The organism is Tunturibacter psychrotolerans (genome assembly GCF_040359615.1).
Classification (GTDB): domain Bacteria; phylum Acidobacteriota; class Terriglobia; order Terriglobales; family Acidobacteriaceae; genus Edaphobacter; species Edaphobacter psychrotolerans.
In genome coordinates this window covers 783,225-805,999 of sequence record NZ_CP132942.1, presented here as the reverse complement: position 1 = coordinate 805,999, position 22,775 = coordinate 783,225, and the positions used below count along the sequence as shown (strand labels likewise).

20 protein-coding genes are annotated in these 22,775 nt (G+C 59.3%); 9 read left to right on the top strand and 11 right to left on the bottom strand.

What is annotated here, in order from left to right; genetic code table 11:
* Positions 1-71 precede the first annotated feature (71 nt).
* A complete protein-coding gene (locus RBB77_RS03250; RefSeq protein ID WP_353064747.1) occupies positions 72-767 on the top strand; it encodes an MBL fold metallo-hydrolase in 696 nt (231 codons plus the stop codon).
* Positions 768-884: 117 nt separating this feature from the next.
* Here RBB77_RS03250 and RBB77_RS03245 read toward each other — a convergent pair whose 3' ends face one another.
* A complete protein-coding gene (locus tag RBB77_RS03245; RefSeq protein ID WP_353064746.1) occupies positions 885-1,988 on the bottom strand; it encodes a Rieske 2Fe-2S domain-containing protein in 1,104 nt (367 codons plus the stop codon).
* Between the two features lie 106 nt (positions 1,989-2,094).
* Between RBB77_RS03245 and RBB77_RS03240 the strand changes: the two genes are divergently transcribed.
* Complete coding sequence (locus RBB77_RS03240; protein WP_353064745.1) at positions 2,095-2,499, top strand: hypothetical protein; 405 nt, start codon at positions 2,095-2,097, stop codon at positions 2,497-2,499.
* 34 nt (positions 2,500-2,533) lie between these two features.
* Positions 2,534-4,492, top strand: coding sequence for an ArnT family glycosyltransferase (locus RBB77_RS03235; protein ID WP_353064744.1), 1,959 nt, complete (start codon positions 2,534-2,536; stop codon positions 4,490-4,492).
* Between the two features lie 126 nt (positions 4,493-4,618).
* Here the strand turns inward: RBB77_RS03235 and RBB77_RS03230 are convergent, their stop codons facing one another.
* Positions 4,619-4,873: a hypothetical protein gene (locus RBB77_RS03230; protein ID WP_353064743.1), complete on the bottom strand. Its 255-nt coding sequence runs from the start codon at positions 4,871-4,873 to the stop codon at positions 4,619-4,621.
* A 215-nt stretch (positions 4,874-5,088) separates the two neighbouring features.
* On the opposite strand from RBB77_RS03230, the gene RBB77_RS03225 reads away from it, so the two are divergent.
* Entirely contained in the window at positions 5,089-5,604 is a 516-nt protein-coding gene (locus tag RBB77_RS03225; RefSeq protein WP_353064742.1) for a response regulator, read from the top strand.
* Here the strand turns inward: RBB77_RS03225 and RBB77_RS03220 are convergent.
* From RBB77_RS03220 to RBB77_RS03210, 3 genes are all read right to left on the bottom strand, one after another.
* Positions 5,601-6,326 (bottom strand): helix-turn-helix transcriptional regulator, encoded by a 726-nt coding sequence (locus tag RBB77_RS03220; protein ID WP_353064741.1) that lies wholly within the window; start codon positions 6,324-6,326, stop codon positions 5,601-5,603. The genes RBB77_RS03225 and RBB77_RS03220 overlap by 4 nt on opposite strands.
* Positions 6,327-6,490: 164 nt before the next feature.
* Positions 6,491-6,874: a VOC family protein gene (locus RBB77_RS03215; protein ID WP_353064740.1), complete on the bottom strand. Its 384-nt coding sequence runs from the start codon at positions 6,872-6,874 to the stop codon at positions 6,491-6,493.
* Between the two features lie 119 nt (positions 6,875-6,993).
* The gene (locus RBB77_RS03210; protein ID WP_353064739.1) at positions 6,994-7,647 is read right to left on the bottom strand and encodes a TetR/AcrR family transcriptional regulator; all 654 of its coding nucleotides are present in this window, start codon (positions 7,645-7,647) and stop codon (positions 6,994-6,996) included.
* A gap of 88 nt (positions 7,648-7,735) precedes the next feature.
* On the opposite strand from RBB77_RS03210, the gene RBB77_RS03205 reads away from it, so the two are divergent.
* A complete protein-coding gene (locus tag RBB77_RS03205) occupies positions 7,736-8,632 on the top strand; it encodes an aldo/keto reductase family oxidoreductase (protein ID WP_353064738.1) in 897 nt (298 codons plus the stop codon).
* A gap of 45 nt (positions 8,633-8,677) precedes the next feature.
* Here RBB77_RS03205 and RBB77_RS03200 read toward each other — a convergent pair whose 3' ends face one another.
* From RBB77_RS03200 to dnaB, 3 genes are all read right to left on the bottom strand, one after another.
* Complete coding sequence (locus tag RBB77_RS03200) at positions 8,678-9,223, bottom strand: SgcJ/EcaC family oxidoreductase (RefSeq protein WP_353064737.1); 546 nt, start codon at positions 9,221-9,223, stop codon at positions 8,678-8,680.
* A gap of 164 nt (positions 9,224-9,387) precedes the next feature.
* A complete protein-coding gene (locus RBB77_RS03195; protein WP_353064736.1) occupies positions 9,388-10,677 on the bottom strand; it encodes an MFS transporter in 1,290 nt (429 codons plus the stop codon).
* Between the two features lie 149 nt (positions 10,678-10,826).
* Positions 10,827-12,206, bottom strand: coding sequence for a replicative DNA helicase (gene dnaB / locus RBB77_RS03190; RefSeq protein WP_353064735.1), 1,380 nt, complete (start codon positions 12,204-12,206; stop codon positions 10,827-10,829).
* 220 nt (positions 12,207-12,426) lie between these two features.
* On the opposite strand from dnaB, the gene RBB77_RS03185 reads away from it, so the two are divergent.
* The gene (locus RBB77_RS03185; RefSeq protein WP_353064734.1) at positions 12,427-12,726 is read left to right on the top strand and encodes a DUF5076 domain-containing protein; all 300 of its coding nucleotides are present in this window, start codon (positions 12,427-12,429) and stop codon (positions 12,724-12,726) included.
* Between the two features lie 273 nt (positions 12,727-12,999).
* Here RBB77_RS03185 and msrA read toward each other — a convergent pair whose 3' ends face one another.
* Entirely contained in the window at positions 13,000-13,572 is a 573-nt protein-coding gene (gene msrA / locus RBB77_RS03180; protein ID WP_353067569.1) for a peptide-methionine (S)-S-oxide reductase MsrA, read from the bottom strand.
* 351 nt (positions 13,573-13,923) lie between these two features.
* On the bottom strand, positions 13,924-15,918 hold the full coding sequence (gene mnmG, locus RBB77_RS03175; RefSeq protein WP_353064733.1) for a tRNA uridine-5-carboxymethylaminomethyl(34) synthesis enzyme MnmG: 1,995 nt from the start codon (positions 15,916-15,918) through the stop codon (positions 13,924-13,926).
* A 142-nt stretch (positions 15,919-16,060) separates the two neighbouring features.
* Here mnmG and RBB77_RS03170 point away from each other — a divergent pair, with 142 nt between their 5' ends.
* From RBB77_RS03170 to RBB77_RS03160, 3 genes are all read left to right on the top strand, one after another.
* Positions 16,061-16,963 (top strand): NAD-dependent epimerase/dehydratase family protein, encoded by a 903-nt coding sequence (locus RBB77_RS03170; RefSeq protein WP_353064732.1) that lies wholly within the window; start codon positions 16,061-16,063, stop codon positions 16,961-16,963.
* 43 nt (positions 16,964-17,006) lie between these two features.
* On the top strand, positions 17,007-17,918 hold the full coding sequence (locus tag RBB77_RS03165) for an alpha/beta hydrolase family protein (protein ID WP_353064731.1): 912 nt from the start codon (positions 17,007-17,009) through the stop codon (positions 17,916-17,918).
* An 81-nt stretch (positions 17,919-17,999) separates the two neighbouring features.
* Entirely contained in the window at positions 18,000-19,187 is a 1,188-nt protein-coding gene (locus RBB77_RS03160; protein ID WP_353064730.1) for a mechanosensitive ion channel family protein, read from the top strand.
* A gap of 117 nt (positions 19,188-19,304) precedes the next feature.
* On the opposite strand, the gene RBB77_RS03155 is transcribed toward RBB77_RS03160, so the two are convergent.
* Positions 19,305-22,724, bottom strand: a complete 3,420-nt coding sequence (locus RBB77_RS03155; RefSeq protein WP_353064729.1) for a TonB-dependent receptor — start codon at positions 22,722-22,724, stop codon at positions 19,305-19,307.
* Positions 22,725-22,775: the final 51 nt, after the last annotated feature.

Genomic DNA, 22,775 nt, shown 5'->3' with positions numbered 1-22,775 from the left:
CTCCCACGTCTGAGCGGAATCAGCCATCCCGCCGTTCCTGCGTAAACTGTCATCGGAGCATCCAACCACGAATGAAGACTACCCCGGTCACCGCCAACGCTTATCAGCTCACCCGCTTCGGCCTCGTCAACTGCTATCTCGTCCGCGAGACCGACGGCTTCACCCTTATCGACGCCAACCTCTCCAACTCCGCCGACGACATCCTCGCAGCCGCTCGCACTCTCGGCGCTCCCATCCGCCGCATCCTCCTCACCCACGCCCACGTCGACCACGTCGGCTCCGTCGATGCCCTCCTCGCGAAACTAGGCACAACGCAAGTCGAGTTCACCTCCAACGCCCGCTCTCTCCCTCTGCTGCAAAAACCACCCGACAAATCTCTCCAACCGGGCGAGTCCACCGAAGAGATCCGCGGCGGCCTCCCCGGCATCGACGCGCGCCCCACACGCCTCCTCACCGAAGGCGAACTCTACGGCTCGCTCCTCGTCATCGAAACTCCCGGCCACATCCCCGGCCATCTAGCCTTCCTCGATCAGCGCGACGGCACCCTCTATGCCGGAGACGCCGTCGCAAGCCTCGGCCATGTCACCGTCAGCGGCTATCCCCCATGGTTCTTCCCGAACGTAGGCACCTGGAGCAAAACCACCGCAATAGCCTCCGCCAACAAGCTTCTAAGCTTCCCCATAGAGCGCTTCGCCTGCGGCCACGGGGCCGTCAATCACGGTGGTATCCCGGCCCTCCGAGCAGCCATAGCGCGAACCACGGACTAACCGCCGACCAACGGGAGGCCCAAGGCCGTTCAACAACCCAAAAAGGGTACACAAGTCACGAAGTGACCGCCTCCCGCGCAGGGAGCCCGTCCGGCAGGACACAATCCTAAAAAATAGTTAACTCCGCCAGTGCAGCGTAACCGGACCACTCAGCGGATGCTCCCCCGTCCCCTTCAGCCGCGCCTGCTTCAAAGCGAAGTACCACTTCGCCGGCTTATCCGCATCATCGATCAGCATCAGCCCCGGATGAAACCGCAACCCCTCCGCCTGCTCCACCATCGTCTGCTGATCCTGCCTTACAAACCGCGCCCCAAAAAACGTAGCAATCGAAGTTACAAATGGCACATGGTAAAAAACATTCCAAGCCGCCATCACATCAATCCTGCAAGTCGAAGGCGTAACCGGCGTCACCGTGGTCAGACTCGAAAACCACTTCTCCCCAGCCCGTATCGTCTCGTACCTCCGATTCGGCAGCACAAAATCAATCGTGGTCGTAATCGGCTCGCCATAAACTCCGAGCAACTTATAAGGCGCCGAGTTCGCACTAGGAGCATGCGACGACATCCGAAACCCAGCATTCCTCCCGCCATTTTCGTCATCGTTCAATGGCTCAAAGTGCTTCGTCTTCTCATGAATACTCGCCTTGCTCCGCCACCACCAAGCCTGATGCACAAACGGCCCATGCGCCGGATCCATCAACCCGATAATCCCATGATCGACATTGCAAGGCAGCTCCGCCACCAGGTGCGCACTGCGAAACTTCGCCGAAAACTTCGGCACCTCCGGCACCGCAGGTAGCGCCTCACCCACCCGCCCCGTCCCCGGCGCAGGCAGATACACCCACGCAAACCCATCGCGCTCCTCACAAGGAAACGCACTCGCATAAATCTTCGTCGGGTCCAGCGTCTCGTGACTCGTCAGCGAAGGAATCTCCCTGCACTGTCCGCTGCAAGGTTCAAACCGCCACCCGTGATACTTGCACGTCACCGTCTCCCCATCGAACCATCCAGCCGAAAGCGGAATCCCCCGATGCGGACAGAGATCCCGCATCGCAAACAGCCTGCCACCCGTCTTCCTCCCCAGCAGCAGCGGAACCCCGAGCAGCAGAGCCTTCGCCGTCTTGCCCTCTCGCAGCTCCCCCGCACGCAGCGCCGGATACCAATCCCCAAAGATCAGCTCCGTCGGCGGCCCCGCGATCTCCACAGGCTCGCTCGACCTCACCGCGTTACCTCCAAAAAATAAACCGGCACCTTCATCGACTGGTCACTATCCAGGTTCAACTATAGAGAGTCTCAAAGAGGAAAGCACACACTAAGCTCCTATGCCTATGACGAAGCCAAGTCGTCTTCTTCCAATCGCCTTCGCTGCTTGTCTGCCCATTGCCCACTCCCAGAACCAACCCACTCCCCCAAATCCACCCACACCACTCGCCACTCCAACTTCTCTCCTCGCAGAATATGATCGCTCCATCAGCACCCTCGAGACAGGTCTTCGCCAAAACTGGTCGCGCGAACGCTACCTCATCGCCTTCGGCACTCTCGCCCAACTTGATACACCCTCCGCACACCTCTCTGTCTGCACAGAACTAGCCTTTCGCCTCCAATCACCCCGCGCTCCCTGGGACGAGCGTCCCCCACTCAATCTCGAGGTCACTCAGGCTCTCGACCGATGCCGCGAACAGCGCAACCTCCTGCGCAACAGGCAGCTCACCGCCACTCAACAGAACAGGTGAGCCATCCCAAGCTCGCGTAGACTAACGCCAACCTATGTGCGCGGCCTCCTCCGATGAACCCTTCCTGGTCTCCATAAGAACCTCTGGCACGAATGCCCGAAAAAACCGCCTCATCCTCTTCATCCTCTGGCTCCTCTTCTACGCAACCCTCACCCTCTTCGTCCCCCCGCTCCTCGACGACGCCGACTCCGTCCACGCCGAGGTCGCCCGCGAGATGCTGCAACGCAACGACTGGGTCACCCTCTACGCCAACGGCATCCGCTACCTCGAAAAGGCCCCCATCCTCTACTGGAGCATGGCCCTCAGCTTCAAACTTTTCGGCGTCAACACCGCCGCCGCGCGCCTCCCCATCGCACTCACCGTTCTCTCCCTCGCCCTCATCCTCGAAGCCTTCGCTCGCCGCGCTTTCTCAACTCGAGCCGGCCTCTACGCCGGTCTCATCGCCCTCTCCAGCTTCGGCATCTTCATCTTCACCCGCATCCTCCTACCTGACGCAGACGTCTGCCTCTGGCTCACCCTCGCCCTCTTCTTCTACTGGATCACCGAAACAGACCCCGTCCAGCGCGCCCACCCCGGCCCAACCCTCTGCTGGCTCTTCGCCGCCTGCTGCGCCCTTAACGTCCTCACCAAGGGCCTCATCGGCATCGTCTTCCCAATCCTCATCGTCGTCGCCCACTTGATCCTCACCCGCCGCAATCTTAGCGGCGTCATAAAACGCATCCGCCAACTCCACCCCATCTCCAGCACCATCGTCTTCCTCCTCATCGCCGCCCCCTGGCACATCCTCATAGCCCAAGCCAACCCCACCCAGGGCCATCCAGGCGCTCTCACCTTCTCCCACGGCCACTGGTCCGTCCCCCTCCCCACCGACGGCAACGTCCACGGCTGGCTCTGGTTCTACTTCGTCAACGAGCAGCTCCTCCGCTACCTCAACCTCCGTGTCCCCCGCGACTACGACACCGTCCCCCTCCTCCTCTTCTGGGGACTCATCCTCATCTGGCTCATGCCCTGGAGCGCCTTCCTCTACCGCGCCCTCGCCACCGTCCCTTGGCGCAAAGCCTTCCGCCCCCTAGTCTCCATCCGCACCCTCACAACCGCAGAAGGCACCCGCCTCCTCCTCGGCCTCTGGGCCATCATCCCCGTCCTTTTCTTCTCCCTCTCCACCCGGCAGGAGTACTACGTCCTCCCCGCGCTCCCCGGCATGATCCTCCTCATCGCCGCATGGCTCAATGACGAAGCCACTGAAGCCGAGTCCTTCACCGTCCCCAACCTCCTCGTCCGCTCCGGCCAGCGCATCTCAACCGTCCTGCTAATCCTCGGTTCCCTAGCCGCCCTCACCGCAGGATTCTTTCTCCTCCACTCCCACACTCCCATCCCGGGCACCGACCTCGCCTCACTCCTCAAACAAAATCCCGGCGACTACGCCCTCTCCTTCGGCCACTTCCTCGATCTCAACGCCCAGGCCATGGGAGCCTTCCGCAATCCGCTAATCCTCACCGCCATCGCACTCTTCGCCGGCCCCCTCGCCAGCTGGCTTCTCCGCCGCAACTACCAACCCCACGCCGCAAACCTCTGCCTCGCCGCCGCCACCTTCGCCTTCCTGCTAGCCGCCCACATCGGCCTCCAAATCTTCTCGCCCGTCCTAAGCTCCCGCCAGCTAGCCGCCGCCATTGAACCCGAACTAAAACCCAACGACCTCATCGTCATCCACGGCGAGTACGAAGCCGCCAGCACCCTAGGCTTCTACCTCCACCGCAACGACCTTCACATCCTCGACGGCCGCAGCTCGAACCTCTGGTACGGATCTTTCTTTCCCGACGCCCCACCCATCTTCGAGGACGCGCTTTCGCTCAAACTCAAGTGGCTGGAACCCCGCCGCATCTTCCTTTGGCAGGATCTCTCCCAACCCGTCCCCACCTTACCGGGCAAAATCCATTTCATCGCGCAAAGCGGCGGCAAAGAGATCTTAAGCAACCAACCCAACCCCTACTAACCAGCTCGCGACCAACGGGAGCGCCACCCGAAGGGATATACCTGTCACGAAGTGACCGCCCCACGCGAAGTGGGCCCCGTCCGGCAGGACAAAGCATTCAAAAGTATCCGCGTTTACAGCAGAAATTTACTTATCCGTCTTCCAGACAAACAAAAACTCATCATTGCTCGAAGTAGCAAGGTCGATCTGGTGCTGCCGCGCCGCGCGGCTCAGTGCCGACCGAACATTCTCCTTCGAGTCCGGCAACTCCGCCAACGGAATCTTCAGCGCGCTTCCCGGAGCCAACTGAGCGATATCGCTCAACAACTGCGTGATGATCTCCTTGTGCTTCCCATCTCTGCCCTTGGGAACATTTGCCTGCAGCACCGACTCGAACTTCATTCCCCTCAAAGACACTTCGTCGCTAGTCAAGGTTCCCCCTGGGGGTGATCGTTCTCTAAACCTAACGTAAAAATAACGTAACACTAAATAGATGTACCCTTCAATTTATCGGTTGCTTTATTTAGCAGAGCCTAAGCTCCCGCATAACCTACACATTTAAAAGAGTTAACCCATATAAGAAAAAGAAGTCTAGGGTTTGTTCATGAGGTAAGACCGTGGCTAACAATCTGAAATTTGAAGTCGTTCCAGTAGCCGAAGTTCCCACCGAAGACGTCGTGGCCCTCCCCGATAAAAATAAGCCGCTCATACTGATCGTTGACGACGAACGCATCATCGCCGACACCCTCTCGATGATCCTCTCCCGCAGTGGCTTCTCCACCATGACCGCCTACGACGGCCTCGCAGCCCTCGAGATCGCACGAAGCACCCCACCCGATCTCGTCATCTCCGACGTCATGATGCCCGGAATGACCGGCGTCGAACTCGCCATCACCCTCGCACAGTCCGTTCCCACCTGCAGAATCCTCCTATTCTCCGGACAAGCCGCGACCGTCGATCTGCTCGAGAAGGCTCGCGAAGCCGGACACACCTTCACCACCCTGACAAAGCCCGTCCATCCCACCGACATGCTCAAGCGAGTCTCCGAGTGTCTCTCTCAAAAGAACGCGGCAAACTTGCAGTCCTATCCAGTAGACGACTCTTCCCGGCCGGCAACCTACGCCCTGAACTAACTCTGCACGGCGACTGCCTGGATCGCGGCGTCATACACCGCCGCCCCTTTCTTCGCCTCGCGCACGAAGTCCTCGAGTCGCTGCCCCTTCTTCTGCACAAACTCGCGCCGCAACACCTGGACCTCCTGCATCCGGTCAATTCGAAACACTCTGAAATCCTTCCGCAGCTCGCACCACGCCGCCAGCGTCCACGCACCACCCCAAAAATAGAGCGCAAGCGGTCTAACCTCACGCTCGCTGTTCTGCCCATCCTCTTTCGAATAGCCAAACCCCAGCACTCGCCGGCCAATACAAGCATCATGCAGCACATCCAGCCGCTCTTTCAAAGGCTGCACCATCCTGTGCCCCGGCGCATACATCAGAATCGCGTCCACCCGCTCGCGAAGATCCGCAGGCAGCACCGCCTCAATCCGCTGCAACGCCTGGTCAGCCGAGGCCACGCTCGACGCCCCGCCCCAGGCCTGTACCATCCGAGCACCCAGCACCAAAGCCGTCAACTCATCCCGAGTAAACATCAGCGGAGGCAGGTCCATATCACGCCGCAGCGTGTACCCCACTCCGGCCTCCCCCTCAATCGGCATCCCCGAAATCTGCAGATCACGCACATCCCGATAGATCGTCCGCTCCGACACCTCCAGCTTCTCCGCCAGCATCCGCGCCGTCTGCAATCTGCCACCGCGCAAGATCCGTACAATCCGGAAGAGTCTATCGGCCCGTCTCATGCACCCATCCTACCCACTTCGTGGGGTGTACACCGGCTTCGCCACGCGACCAACGGGAGCGCCACCCGAAGGGGTATACCCGTCACGAAGTGACCGCCCCGCGCGCAGCGGGCATTGAGCAGCGCGCGGCGGGCATTGGCCAGCGCGCGGCGGGCATTGAGCATTCAAATCGAAGTATGCAACCCAATATGATTCCCCTCCGAATCCTTCAAGCAGGCAAAGGCACCATGCCCAGGAATCAGCGTCCGTGGCATCAAAATCAAACCTCCCGCGTCACGAACCCTCCCAATCACAGCGTCGAGCTCCCCATCGCAGTTCAGGTAAACCATCGTCCCGCCGCCACCAGGCTTGCGAAACGGCCGTTTCACCAGCGCCCCGGTCACGCCACCCGGAGCCGCAGGAAACACTCTCATCAAATCCCTCGGCTCACCAAACTCTTCACGATGCATTCTGCGATCGAGAATCGTCTCGTAGAACCGCGCTGCCCGATCCAGATCGGCGCATGGAATCTCAAACCACACCGCGCCAGACTTCGGTTGTCCCTTCATACTGCCTCCTCTGTTAGTAGCGATCACAGAGTCAGCTTACTGACACCCTCCTGACACCGTGCTGTCAGTAGTCTTCAGCGATCTTCACCCTCAGAAGCAGCAAAGATTACTCAATTGGTTCAAATCTGAGCCGTAGCCAGCGACTCCACCGAGCAGGCGTCCAAATACGCACAAACAAAGAAGATCAGCTCCTGCCGCAAAGCTTCAAACTGCTTCTCAGGAGCAGCCGATTCCAGCAATCGCCGGCTAACTCCAGCCATTGCACTCTGCATCATCGAAGCCACCAATTGCGGATCTTTTGTCAACGGCTCGCACGACGTCGCCAGCATCCCAACCACCGCCTTGTTCGTGTGCAATCCCCTCTGCTGCGCAATCTTCACCCCATCCACATCCGAGCTCACCGAATAAAGCGCCACACTCGTCTTCGCATCCCGCATCTTCGCTTCAAGAAACGCATTGATCAAAGCCGTAGCCATCTCCTTCAGAGTCTTCCCCCTCTGCTCCCGGCACACGCGTTCCATCGCCGCCGTCACCTCGTCGAGATGACGCGTCAAAGCAGCCTGCAGCAACGCACTCTTATTCGGAAAGTATTGATACAACGTCCCAACCGACACACCCGCCCGCAACGCCACCTTCGTCGTGGTCAGCCGTTCCTTCCCGACACTCAGCAAAACCTGAGTGGTGGCCTCAAGAATCGCGTCCACGCTCGCCGCCGACCGTGCCTGAACCGGGTGTTTACGAGGCTCTAACAGTATTGGGGAACGTTGAGGCAAATGCGAACTCCTTACCTGAGGCTTTCTTCATCTAACCACAGGTAGCCACGACGACCGCAACTCACGAACAAATAAGAGGAGCAACAGAATGACGCAGCAAACCGAACTCAACGCCAAACTTGGCGGCCCTTTCACACTCCCCAACACCACCATGACCGTGAACCGCATGGGCTACGGCGCAATGCAACTCGCCGGCCCCCACGTCTTCGGCCCACCGCGCGACATGGACACCGCCCTCGACGTCCTTCGCGAAGCCATCGCCTCAGGCGTCAATCACATCGACACCAGCGACTTCTACGGCCCCCACGTCACCAACCAGATCATCAAAAAAGCGCTCCATCCCTACCCCGACGGCCTCGTCATCGTCACCAAAATCGGCGCCCGCCGCGGCGCAGACGCATCCTGGATCCCCGCGCTCTCCCGGCAGGAGATCATCGACGGCATTCACGACAACCTCCGCAACCTCGGCCTCGACAAGCTCGACGTAGTGAACCTCCGCGTAGGCGGAATCGAGCGTCCCACCGAAGGCTCCATCGCCGAACCCCTCACCGTACTAGCCGAACTCCAGCAGCAAGGCCTCATCCAGCACCTCGGCCTCAGCAACGTCTCGCCCACCCAGCTCGCCGAAGCACAGAAGATCGCCAAGATCGTCTGCATCCAGAACCTCTACAACATAGCCCACCGCCACGACGACGCCTTCATCGACGACCTCGCAAAACAAGGCATCGCCTATGTCCCGTTCTTCCCCCTCGGAGGCTTCACCCCACTCCAATCCGAGAAGCTCAACGACGTCGCAGAGTCCCTCAACTCATGCCCGATGCAGGTGGCCCAGGCCTGGCTCCTCCATCGCTCACCCAACATCCTTCTCATTCCCGGCACCTCGTCGCTAACCCATCTCCGCGAAAACCTGGGAGCCGCATCCCTCCAACTCCCCGCCGAAACCATCACCGACCTCAACTCAATCGGCGCAGCTCCCAAGCCATAACCGCAGCCGTCCGGACCCGACTGCGGTGCAGCGGGAATCAATGATTTACTGTTCCGTTGGGAAGAGGATGCCCAGTTTAATCCCTTCCATCTCCGGGTCCGGATTCGGAGGAGGAACGTGATTGGTATTCTGCGCCGCAGTAACCAACCACGTCCCATCCTTCTTCTCAACAATCATCGTGAACAGGCCAAAACGTGTTTTACGGGACGTCAGGTCGAGGTTTTTGTCGCCGTCGATTCTCCAACTCCAGTGAAGCACCGCCAGGTCTGGCCGCAGGAATCGCACCGAAGTCGTCAAAGGCGTGACTGTCGAATCCTTGAAGCGCCCAGACAGAAGCCGGCTATGAAACAGAGCGAAATCCGACCTCCCACGCAGCCACTCGCCAGAGACGTTTACGAAGTCAACATCTTCGGACATGATCTTTGAAAGCTGCGTCCCATCATGCTTGGCCCATGCCGCTGCAAATGCCCGCGGTACATTTCTCACAGAACTTTCGTCAGCCTTACTCTGGGCGTCAGCTTCGCATCGCACCATAAAAAGTGTCGAAAGAACAAGACCGATTGCGGCCGACCGGATCCACTTGAGATTCATTTGGAAACCTCCTGAGCGATACCGGATTCTAAGCCCAGGACACACCAACATTTAAATTCAGTCGAATACCCGTTCTGAATCAGATTTTAGAAACTGGTGAGATCCCATCCGAAACCATCGCCTAACTCAACACAATCGCAGCCGGCCATCGCCAACTGACGACATCACGATTCGACTTGTGTGGTCTCGATCACGGTAGGACGAAGTGGCCGCAGGCAGACGAAAATCAACATAGGAATACTCGCCGCCAGAGCTGCCACGCACTCGATGGCGGGCAACCCACGTGCTCCCCATCGAGCCGCACCCCATCCATCAACAGAGATCATCAGCAGCACCGGAACGTTGATGAGGCCGTTGATAACTGAGAAACGTCCACTGCCGCTCTTGCCCGATTCTCCGATGAACTCAAGTGCGATCGCAGTTGAGGTCGAGTAACAGCAGCCCGTCGTAAACAGATACAGGATCGTAGCGCTGAGATAGTTCCACGGCCGCATCGGCCCAAACGCCATTCCGGCAAGAATCAGTGCGTTCAAAATGTAGACAACGAGAGCAGGACGTGCGATTCCCCAACGAGTCGGAAACAGCGCTGTCACCATCGAGCCTGCGGCAATCGCGAAGGCTCCTATCAAGCCGTTCATCCACGCAATCTGGTCACTACTAATGCCGTAAGACTGCGCGATGCTCGGAAGTAGTCCAATCGCCGCGCCGGTGCCTGCCGGCAAAAGCACGTATATCAGATAGGGAACGGAGTCCCAGCGCAGAAAGGTGGCCTTGCACTCGCGACCCAGAATCCTGAGCGTCTGCAGAAGCCCGGAGCTACGCACCACGGGCTGATGCGGTGCGAAAAAAGCCAAGACGCTCGGAAGTCCGATCATGGCGGCTGCCATCCAGCCAAGCGATGCCGCAGGCATGCGCGTGCTTTCGCGAATCAATAACCACGTTGCAAGCGCGCCGAAAGCCAGAGAGCCAGCCTGAAAGAAACCACACGCGGTGTGCCGGGACTTGTCCGAGTGAAGCGTTCCCATCATGCCTCCACAACTCGCAAACACAAGCTGTGTAAGGCATCCGCTAAGCAGAATAAGCCGCAGTGGAGCAGGCGCCGCGATGCTTTGTTGGTGAAACGCGAGCAGCATCAGCACAGCAGCGCCGATCGAACCAAGCATCAGCCAAGTACGCCGCTTGAGCAGGAAGTCTGTCAGCGGACTGTAGAGAAAATAGAGCGAGGTAGGTAGCGCCAGGATGGAGAGCCAATGGGATGCGACGTCGATCCTCATGCCCTGCTGCGTCAGCAGATATCCCAGCACACCACCCTGTACGATCCCATTGGCAACCACAGCCGACGGCGCGACAAGCAGACCGAAGATCCACGGCCGGTCGCCCCTGACCTTGGCCTCACCGAGAACAGACGGCAGAGCATCCGGCAACAGCAGGTCCCGCTGGTTGGCAGCATCCATAAGATTCGCGCTAATCGCTAGCGCAGTTTATAGCACGTCAGCCAGCACGAAGATCCAAAATTCAAATCGACGATTCCACTCAAAGTCAGCAACAGGTTCCGCTAAGTCGCCTTACAGAAAGCGATACGACAACCCACCAACCCAAGGAATTAATATCCGCCCGAATCCCCGGAATGCGACAGATTCTCGAACCGCGTATAGTCCGCCAAATACGCCAACTGAATACTCCCAGTAGGCCCATTCCTCTGCTTCGCAATGATGATCTCAGCCTTACCCTTCAGGTCTTCATTCTCGCGATCGTAGTACTCCTCGCGATGAATGAAGCACACCACGTCCGCATCCTGTTCAATCGAACCCGACTCCCGCAGATCGCTCAGCAGCGGCTTCTTGTCGCCACCCCTCTGCTCACTCGCACGCGACAGCTGCGACAGCGCCACCACCGGCACCTTCATCTCCTTGGCCAGCGCCTTCAGCCCACGCGAGATCGCCGAGACCTCCTGCGTGCGATTCTCGAACCCCTTCTGTCCCCCCGCCGAGCCCGTCATTAGCTGCAGATAATCAATCACAATCAGGTCCAGCGACCCATGCTGCTGCTTCAGCCGTCTAGCCTTAGCCCGCATCTCCGCCAGCGTAATTCCCGGCGTATCGTCGATAAACATCTTCGACTCCATCAGCCGCTCCAGCGCGCTGACCAGCTTCGAACGGTCGTCGCGCATCAGCATCCCGGTCTGAATCGCCTTCGAGTTCACCAGCGCCTGCGAGGCCAGCATTCTGCGCAGCAGACTCGCCTTACTCATTTCAAGCGAGAACACCGCAACAACCTTCCCTCCGCGCACCGCCGCATTCTCCGCAATATTGATCGCCCAGGCCGTCTTGCCCATCGAAGGCCGAGCCGCAATAATCGTCAACTCCGACTCCTGCAACCCGCTCGTCATCCGGTCAAACTCGAGATAGTGCGTCGCCAGCCCCGTGACCTCGCGCCCCTGCTCATACAGCGCATCAATCGACCCAAACGACTCCTTCACAATGGCCGTGATATCCGAGAACCCACCGGTCACCGCATGTTCCGAAATCTCGGTCAACCGGCTCGACACCTGGTTCAGCACATCGATCGCCTCGCGACTCTGGTCCGAGGCCTCGATCATCCCCATATCGCAAACCGTCAACAACTGCCGCATCAGGCTCTTGTCGCGAACGATACGAACATAGCTCTCGATACTCAGCTTCCGCGGTAACCCCTCGCTCAGCGAAGCGAGATACGGCAGGCCGCCCACCGAATCGAGTTCCTTCTTCTTACTCAGGTAGTCGGCAACCGTGACAATATCGACCGCATGCCCGACCTCAACCAGATGCAGCATCGCATCGTAGATCTTCCGGTGTGAGTCCAGCGCAAAATCATCTGTCTTCAGCAGCATCGTCGCGTCGATGATCGCAACCGGCTCCACCAGCATTCCGCCGAGAATAGTCATCTCGGCATGCACCGACGTGGGTCGCTCCTGCTCTCCGACAATATGGGGGTATGTAGCCATGAATCTTTAACCTTACCTGCACCCGGGTCTCTCTACCCTAAGCTCCATGCCTGTGGAAGGCTGGTGGCGCTGTGCAAGCTGTGGATAAACCAACTCTGAGTCTTTAGTTTACGACTGCACGTAGATCATCGAAGGGTTCATAAGTACCGTCCTTGGTTCACTCAAACCCAATCGTTATACGCTGGTAAGAGGACCTAACCTAACCTGCGCAGGAGCAAAGATGGGCGTCGAAAAAGTTCTTACCATTCCCGAAGAAGCGCAACAAGACAAAGCCTCTTTCGAAGTCCTTCGCGTCTGGATCGCCAACCAGGCCCAACACGTCAGCATCCGCAGCGGAGCCTGGGAAGACCCCTTCGCATGGGGCATCGTCCTCGCCGACCTTGCCCGCCACATCGCCCTCGCCCACCAGCTCCAGAACGAAGGCACCGACCCCGAAGCCTTCCTCAACCGCCTCCTCGAAGGCTTCGAAGCCGAAATCGAAAACCCCACCGACGAACCCGAGGGCGAAGTCACCCAATAACAACCCGTCACGTTGGCGCAGGGCCAATTGCAGTTGCAGTTGCAGTTCTTGCTGTCATCCCCGAAGGGGATCTGCTTTTGTCTGAGCACCCGGGCCAAAATAAATCTCAAAAACCTGGCACATTTTTAGCCACCAAAACCCACGGTGCTAAAACACCACATCCACCACACATCCCACCACGTCCAGCCACGCAAAAAACCACGTCCAGACGACGTGGTTTTCTGAAATACCCTTGAAAACGGGCCCTTCACCATAAGCAGAGAGCCCCGAAAATTATTTGTGTTTGTAATCCTGAAACAGATCGGGAAACTGCACCTTCAGCGCCGCCATCTTCGGCACATCGCACACCTGGATATACGGATTATTCGGATTCTTCTCCGCGTAATCCTGGTGATAATCCTCCCCGTCGTAAAACCCCTTCAACGGCGTCACATCCGTCACAATCGGCTTCGGAAACACGTGCGCCGCATCCAGCTGCGAAATGTAGGCCTTAGCGATCTTCTCCTGCTCCGGGCTCGTATAAAAAATCACTGACCGGTACGAGGTCCCCACATCCGGCCCCTGCCGGTTCAACTGCGTAGGATCGTGCACTACCGAAAAGAAGATCCTCAGCAAAGTGCCATAGCTCACCTTCGCCGGATCGAACACCACCTTCACCGACTCCGCATGCCCCGTGCCTTCAGACGAAACCTGGTCATACGTCGCAGTCGACGCCGCTCCGCCCGAATAACCCGCAGTAGTATCCGTCACGCCCTTCACGCGCTGAAACACAGTCTGCACGCCCCAGAAGCAACCACCAGCAAACACTGCAGTCTCATGCTTTGCTCCCGTTTGCGGCTCATCCATCGCCGGAGCCGGGATCGGCTCTTTTCTCTCAGCCCCCATCACCATTCGCTTTCCCCTTCCCAACAGCATAAAAACCGCAACAACAACCACCAGCACAATCAACCCTGTCTTCACCGCAGACGTCATTGTTCTTCTCCCGACTTAAGGTTGGACGCCAAAACCCTCTCCGCGGTTACATTTCCACCCAGTACGCTCGCAACCCATTCGTTCTACTCATCAAAACGAGGCAGGAGATAAAAAGCTACTAACCCGACCAACGGGAGGACCGCTCCAAACCTGTCACAAAAGGTCCACAAGTCACGAAGTGACCGCCTCCCGCGCAGGGAGCCCGTCCGGCAGGACAAACCGCACCTAAGCCACCCGAGCCCGGCCCTGAATCTCGATATACACATGGATCAAGCTCACTGCCGCAGGTGTAACGCCGGCAATCCGGCTAGCCTGGCCCAGTGTGACCGGCCGCACCCTCGCAAGGATCTCCTTCATCTCACTCGAAAGCCCGCTCACCGACGAGTAATCAAACCACCCAGGAATGGCCCGCTTTTCCGCCCGACGCATCTTCTCCATCGAGCGCCGCTGCTGGTCGAGATACCCCGAGTACTTGATCTCAGTCTCCACCGTCTTCATCTCATTCCGAACCCAAGCAGGCAGCTTCGTCCCATTCGCAGCATCCATCGCCGCCACCCAGCCACCCAACACTTCATCGCCCCCGCGTAGCCGCTCGCGCAGCACCAGGGCAACCTCCTCAACCGGCACCTCTGGCCTCTTCAAAAGCTGCGCAAACGTCTGCCCACTCACTCCCGCTGCATCACCATCCAACTTCTCCAACAGCGAACCCGGTAACTCACCCGTCTTCACTCGCTCTGTGTTCAACAACTTCTCAAACGCAGCCGCACGAGCCTGCTTCGCTTCATACTCCGCCCACAACGCATCGTCGATCAGTCCCAGCCGCCGCCCATGCGGAGTCAGCCTGCTGTCGGCATTATCGATCCGCAGGTGCAGCCGAAACTCTGCCCGCGAAGTAAACATCCGGTACGGCTCATTCGTCCCTTTGCTGATCAAGTCATCAATCAAAATCCCCGTATAGGCCTCGGTCCGGTCGAGCGTAAATCCATCCTCACCCCGCACCGCCAGCGCCGCATTGATCCCCGCCATCAAACCCTGGCACGCCGCCTCTTCATACCCGCTCGTCCCGTTGATCTGTCCCGCAAGATAAAGCCCCGCAAACGACTTCACCCGCAGCGTACGATCCAGCTCCGTAGGATCGATCGCGTCATACTCAATCGCATACCCTGGCCGCAGCATCTCCGCATTCTCAAGCCCCGGAATCGACCGCACCATCGCCGCCTGAATCTCCATCGGCAGGCTCGTGCTCATGCCGTTGATGTACACCTCGTGCGTATTCAGCCCCTCCGGCTCCAGAAAAAACTGGTGCCGCGTCTTCTCCGGAAACCGCACGATCTTGTCTTCAATCGACGGACAATACCTCGGTCCAATCGCCTCTATCTGCCCTGTATACATCGGCGAGCGGTGCACATTCTCTCGAATCAGCCGCAACGTCTCCGGCGTCGTATGCGCAATATGGCACATGATCTGCCGCAGCGGAATCTCTTTCGTCCGAAAGCTGAAAGGCGTCGGATCTTCATCCCCCGGCTGTTCCTGAAACTGACTCCAATCAATCGTGCGCCCATCTAGCCTCGGCGGCGTCCCCGTCTTCAAACGGCACTCACGCAGCCCCAACCGCTTCAAACTCTCACCCAGCAACACACTCGCCGGCTCCCCACTCCTACCCGCCGTATATTGCTGCTCCCCGCAGTGAATCAGCCCATTCAAAAACGTTCCCGTCGTCACAATCGTAGCCGCCGCATGAATCACCCGCCCATCCCGCAGCTTCAACCCACGCGCCACTCGCTTTGGCGAAAACTCGGCGCCCTGCTGACTCGCCGACTCGCTGTCCTCCACAATCAGGTCCACCACCTCGGCCTGCTTGATAAACAGATTCTTCTGTCCCTCCAACACCTCGCGCATCTTCACGCGATACAGCGCTTTATCGCACTGCGCCCTCGGCGACCACACCGCCGGCCCGCGCGAAGTATTCAGCAGACGAAACTGAATCCCCGTAGCATCCGCAACCTCGCCCATCACCCCGCCCAGCGCATCCACTTCGCGCACTAGGTGCCCCTTCGCAATCCCGCCAATCGCAGGGTTACAACTCATCTGCGCAATCAAATCCAGATTCAGCGTAAAGATCGCCGTACGCAAACCCATCCGCGCAGACGCCATCGCCGCCTCGCAACCAGCGTGCCCCGCACCGACCACCACCACATCAAACTGTTCCGAAAAGCTCACCTCCCTATTCTAAAAGCCTTTGCACCCATTTCGAAGATTCTCGCTCCATTCCTAGGCCACAGCGCCTCTTTTCCTATCAAGAACAACCAGGCGACCTTTTCCTCCCACAAGAATCCAATTCGCTAAAACGGGAGACTTTCTTATGAGAATCTTCGTCGCAGGAGCAAGCGGAGCAATTGGACAACCCTTGATCGCCGAACTGATTCGCCTCGGCCACTCCGTCACCGGCATGACGCAATCCGACGCAGGCGCAAAAAAACTCGCCGCACAGGGTGCCTCCGCCACCATCGCCGACGCCTTCGATCGCGCCTCCATCGAAAAAGCTTTAAAACAATCGCAACCCGAGGTAGTAATCGACGAGCTGACCTCGCTCCCCAAAAATCCCGTCGACCTCCCCGCCTACTCCGCACGCGACCGCAAGCTCCGACTCGAAGGCGGCGGCAATCTCCACCAGGCCGCACTCGCATGCGGAGTCCGCCGCTACATCCAACAGGGGAGCGGCTTCTACCTCAAAGCCGGTCCCGGTCTCGCTGACGAATCCGTAGGTCTCGCCATCGACGCAAGCCCAGGCGTAGCCGCCAGCGCCCAGATGTACGCCGCAATCGAAGAGCGAACCCTCAAACCGCAGCCAATAGAGGGCATCGTCCTACGCTACGGCTTCTTCTACGGCCCCAACACCTGGTACAGCCCCGACGGAGGCGCCGCCGATCAGGCTCGCGCCCAACAGCTCCCCATCGTCGGGGAAGGCCTCGCCGTCTGGTCTTTCGTTCACATCGAAGACGCGGCCATCGCAACCGCAGCCGCACTCACCGCCGAACCAGGAATCTACAACATCGTCGACAACGACCCCACGCCCGTTCACCTTTGCGTACCAAAGTTCGCAGCCTGGGTAGGTGCTCCACAACCGCCGCACATCACAGAAGAAATGGCACGCGCCGTCGCAGGCGAAGACGCCGTTTACTACAACGCAAAACTCCGAGGCGCCACCAACGAAAAAGCACGCAACCTCCTTAACTTCAAACCCCGCCGTCTCCAATGGCTCTAACAAACAGCATAGATCTCACACAAACACCGCATACAATCACCGCATGACCCTGCGACTCGTCCTCTCAGCAGCCATCCTCGGCGCATCGTTCTCCGCAACTCTGCCCACCGCAGCCCAGGCTCCCGCAGCCATCACCACCGACCCCGCGCACGACACAACCAACCCCGCGGGCTTCGAAACCTTCCAGATCCCCAGCCACGGCGCCCTCCTCAACGCCCTCGCCTACATCGCACCCGGCCCCGGACCCCACCCCGTCGTTCTGCTCCTCCACGGCTTCCCTGGCAACGAGAAAAATCTCGACCTCGCCCAAGCCATTCGCCGCGCCGGCTGGACCGTCGTCTACTTCGACTATCGCGGTTCATGGGGCTCACCCGGCAACTTCTCCTTCACTCACTCCATCGAGGACACCCACTCCGCCATCGCCTATCTGCGTGACCCGGCCAACGCTAAGAAGCTGCGCGCCGACCCGTCCTACATCGTTCTCCTCGGCCACAGCATGGGCGGCTTCCTCGCCCGTTACGTCGCCGCGCAAGACCCGTCCATAAAAGCCGTGGGCCTCATCTCCGCAGCAGATATGGGCGTCGACAAAATGCAGTCAATCAAACCTGAACAGCAAAAAGCCGCCATCTCTGCCCTCGCAGCCGGACTCGCAGCCGAGGGCATGGCTCCCCTCGCCGGCTGCACTCCCGAAGGTCTCGCCAAAGAAGTAGCCGCCAACGCAGCCGCCTGGAACGTCCCTGCACTCGCCCCGAAGCTCGCCACCCGCCCCATCCTCGTCATCACCTCCGACGACGGCCTCGCCCCTTCCAACGACGCCTTCGTCGAAGCCCTCCACAAAGCAGGCAATCAAGAGGTTAAGACCATCCACCTGGCAACCGACCACTCCTACTCCGACCAGCGCATCGCCCTCGAAGAGGCAATCCTCGACGGTCTCGACCATCTCCAACAGAAATAGCCCTGTAACCTATTTCTGCCCGCAGCATTTAAACTGCTCTCAGCTTCGTTGTATCCAATTGACGAAGGAGACGGAGCAATCTTGAATCGCCTCATCCCCAGCCCCGCTTACGTTGCGGCACCGCACGCCCCCCTGCTGTGGCTCGCATTCCCTCACTTCCGCCACACATGGTTCCTGGCCATCTTCCTCTTCTGTTCGGCCATCGTGCTCGCAAACGTGGTGCACTACATCCTGTTCCGCATACTGCGCCGTAAAGAGCAAGAGAACAAAACCTTCGGCTGGGGCCTGCATCGTTATCTCGGCAAACCTGCCCGCGCCATCTTCTTCCTCACCTGTCTTCTCCTCATCCTCCCCATCATCTCCGGCCTGCCCGACAAGATGGAAGACACCATCCGCCAGTGCCTCGTCATGGCGATGGTCGCCTCTCTCGGCTGGTTCGCCGTCGGCTGCATCTACGTCCTTCAATCCATCATGCTGCGGCGCTACGACCTCAACGCCGAAAACAACATCCAGGCCCGCCGCGTTCATACCCAATTCCAGCTCTTCCGTCGCATGCTCATTAGCTTCGTCGTCATCATCGACATCGGAGCCCTCCTCTGGACCTTCAACGACCCCCGCATCTGGCACTACGGCTCCGGCCTCCTCGCCTCCGCCGGCATCGCCTCGCTCATCATCGCCACCGCAGCCAAATCCACCGCCGCAAACTTCTTCGCCGGCCTTCAGATCGCCCTCACCGAACCCATCCGCATCGACGACGTCGTCGTAGTCCAGGGCGAGTGGGGCCGAATCGAAGAGATCAACTCAGCCTACGTCGTCATCCGCATCTGGGACCTCCGCCGCCTCATCGTCCCTTTGAGCTACTTCATCGAAAACTCCTTCCAGAACTGGACCCGCGAGTCCTCCGACATCATGGGCACCGCCTTCCTCTACGTCGACTACTCCATTCCGGTCGAGGCCCTCCGCCAGCAACTCGAAGCCATCGTCCATCCCTCGCCGCTCTGGAACAACAAAACCTGCGGTCTTCAGGTCACCAACCTCACAGACCGCTCCATGGAAATTCGTTGCCTCATGAGCTCGCGCAACTCCAGCGAAAACTTCGACCTCCGCTGTCTCGTCCGCGAAAAGATGGCCGAGTGGATTCAGCAGAACTACCCCGACGCGTTCCCCACCACTCGCTTCGCCTCCCGCCCAGATAACTCGCCCGACCTCAATCCAGGGCAGTCAGACCATCAGAACTTCCTGCAGCCTATAGCGCCGGATCGTCATTAATTCGCTCGAGCAGAGATGCCAACCCCGACCAACGGAGGACCGGAGAAGGGTACACAAGTCACGAAGTGACTGCCCCACGCGCAGTGGGCCCGTCCGGCAGGACGATAACATCTTCCCTCAGAACTCCACCCTCAAACCCAACTGCACCTGCCGCTCCGGCGACTGTCCCGTCGCGGCCGCGGTGAACGTCCCAAAAGGCTGCACATTCAGACCCTCCGCAGCGACCGCCGCTGCATTTTGAAACACCAGAGGCGTCACACCATTCACCTCTGTTCCCACCAGGTAAGCACGCTGCATGATCGAAGAGTAGTTCACCCGATTCGTCAGATTGAACGCTTCGGCCACGCCGCGCACCTTCACACCCTCGCTCACCATCACCGCCTTGGTTAATCGCAGATCGACGCGCCCCGTATCCGGCAACCGAAGCGTGTTCCTCCCAACCGTCGGCAGATACACCGCACCACCCGCCCCATTGATACTCTCGTGTCCACCAGTCAGTCTCGTTCCACCAAAGATATCCAGGCTATAAGGCTTTCCGCTCGTCTCGGTAAAGATCGGTGCCACCGCCCAGCCATTCATCGTACTTCTCAACCAGTGCTGCTCAATCGAAAAGCGCGGCTCCCACACTATGCTCGCCGCAATCTTGTGCGGATAATTCAACGCCGACAGTCCCTTGTCATACCGCACATCGAACGGATCGAACTGCCCGTTCGTCCGCGGCGTCGCTCCTCCGCTCTGCCCATAGTCAATCGCCTTAGCCCACGTCCAGCTCCCGCGAAACTCCAACCCTCCGCGACTGCGCCGCCGCGCCTCCAGCACCAGCGCGTTATAACTCGCATCCGCATTCGAAACAAGATCGGTCACCGGCCCAAAGTTTGTATTCACCCTCTGCGAATAGAAGGGCACCAAAAAAGTCTCGCCATCCTGAACTCCAACGGCGCCCGTCCCACCTTGAAGCTGAAACTCTTTTGTAACCGTTGAAGGAGCAATATTAATATCCACCGAGTTCGGCAGTTGCCGATCGAGATTCAGCAGATACGTCGCACTTGCAACCGTCCCCGCACCCACCTCCCTCTCAAGCGAAAAACTGCCCTGCTGCACCATCGGCAGCCGAAATCTTCGATCGAACACCGTAGCCGACGTTGTCTTCGCCACCGCAGCCGGAGGCGTCGTCACATACGAGCAAGCATACCCAAACCCCTGATTCGCCACCTGCGGACAATCTGTAACCGTAGTAGGTAAGATCTGCACACTCGTCGTCGAAGACGGCAGTGCCGTATTCACCAACGCGCTCTTCACCGTAGCCCCCGGCAGCCTCCCATAAAACAGCCCATACCCCACCCGGACCGTCACCCGCCCCGACCCAAACGGCGCCCACGAAATCCCTGTTCGCGGCCCAAAATTATTTCGATCCTCCGGAAACACGCTCGTCGCGCCCGTCTGCCCAAACGCCGCATCCAACACCGCATTTGGCGTCTGCGGCAGCGGCGAAAGCTCATATTCGTAACGCAAACCGGCACTAATTGTCAGCCCCGGCCGCACCCGCCACTCATCCTGCAAAAATCCCGCCCACTCCTGCGTATCGAACGTCACCGCCTGTTGCCCAAAGCTCTGCGTAAACGACCGAAAGCAAAACTCATGCACCGCGGCAGTAATCGACGGACAACCACCGTTCGGATACGCATTCACATTGAACGTATAGTCCGTAATCCAATCCACCAACCCGCCCGCATGCCCAGACGTGATCCCGCTGTCGTAGTGAAACGCACCCTGCAGATTACTCAAACTCGAGATGTAGTCATGCACAAAGCTGACATCCACACCCATCTGCAGCTGATGCCGTCCACGCACGACCGTCATCAAATCCGCCAGCTGCAACTTATTCTCATCGGGATACGCAGTCCGCCCCAGCGAACTCGACGTCCCAAACGTAAATCCATCCGGCCCGATTGCAATCTCGGGAGCAAATCCATCCGGCCCCACCGCCGGCTCCTGCGGCAGCGGCTTCCCCGCCGTCTCATACTGAAAGTCCCGCCCATACTGCACCCGCAGCTCATGGCTCACCCGCGGCGACACCGTCCACGTCCATCGCCCCAGCAGCGAATCCACCTTCGCATAGCTGCTCCCCAGGCTCCCCGTCCCCAGATCCACCACGGGTGCCGTCCGCACCCCCGAAGGCGCACTCGACCGCGCCCGGTCATACTGCACACTCAGCCGATGCCGCTCCGCCGCCTGCCAATCCATCTTGCCGAAGTTAATCGTCTGGTCCTGCCGCCTCGCAACCGTTCCCGTCAGGCTGTCGAGATAAGTCAGCGCCGCATTCACCTTCGTCGCCGTCACCCCTCTGTTCCCCAACAACGCACTCTGCGTCGGCGTCAGCGAATAAAAGTTCGGATCCTCTGGAGTCGAAATCGCCGGAAACGACCGCCGCTGCTGGTCGTACGTATAAAAATAAAACAGCTTGTCCCGCACCACCGGCCCACCAACACTCCCCCCAAACTGCTGCCGCAGATCATACGGCTTCACCGCCACGCTCGAACTCACCCCATCCACATACGTCGTCTGAATCGAAAACGGATTCGTCGCTCCAAACGCACTCGACCGCACCAGATAAAATCCCGTCCCATGCACCGCATTCGTGCCGCTCTTCGACACCGTCGTAATAATCCCCCCCGCCGCATGCCCATACAGCGCCGAGTAGTTCTGCCCGCTCACCCGAAACTCGCGCACCGCCTCCTGCGAAAACGTATAAGCCGCCCCCGCATGCCGCCCATACCCGCCGCCTCCATCCACACTCCCCGCACTCACGCGCCGCGACGACCCCGTCTCCGCCGCATCTTCAATCTCTGCCGCACTCTCTCCACCTGTCCCTCGCGGCACCGCGCCAAAGCTCTGATCGTCATCCCCACCATCGATCCTGCTGCTATTCTGCGTCGAAGCCACCCCGCGAAAACTCAGCAGCCCATCTCCATCCGGATCGGCGTTCACCGTCGGCGTCAACAGCGCAAACGTCTGCCATCGCCGCCCATTCGCGGGCGTTCGTTCTATCTCCTCAGGCGTAATCACGCTTGTCGTGGCCACAGACGCCGCCTCATCCACAGTCACCGTAACCGGAGCCTCAGGCACCGCTGTCACATCCACCGAACTCACCACCCCACCAACCTTCAGCCGCGCTTCCACCGACGTCACGCCCCCAACGTCCACCACGACAGGCTCCAGTGTCAGCTTCGCGAACCGCTCATAGTCCACCACCACACGGTACTCGCCCGCTGGCAAATGTCCCACCACAAACTCGCCCTTCCCCACAGTCTTCGCAACGGCGACAAATCCATTCGAGACGTTCTGCACCTCCACCACCGCGCCCACCAGTGCAGCACCCGTCGCGTCCACCACAAAGCCGCTAACCGCCCCATCCACCGAGCTCTGGCCCCACGCGCACGCGCCCAGCACCGCAGCGGCACAACACCACAGCAACCAGGCCCGCACAACGTTCCTCACACGCGCGCATCTCTTCGCGCGTCCCACACCGAACAACATGCTCTCTCCGCGGATTCTGTACCGCTCTACGCCGCAACCACGGGAAGATGA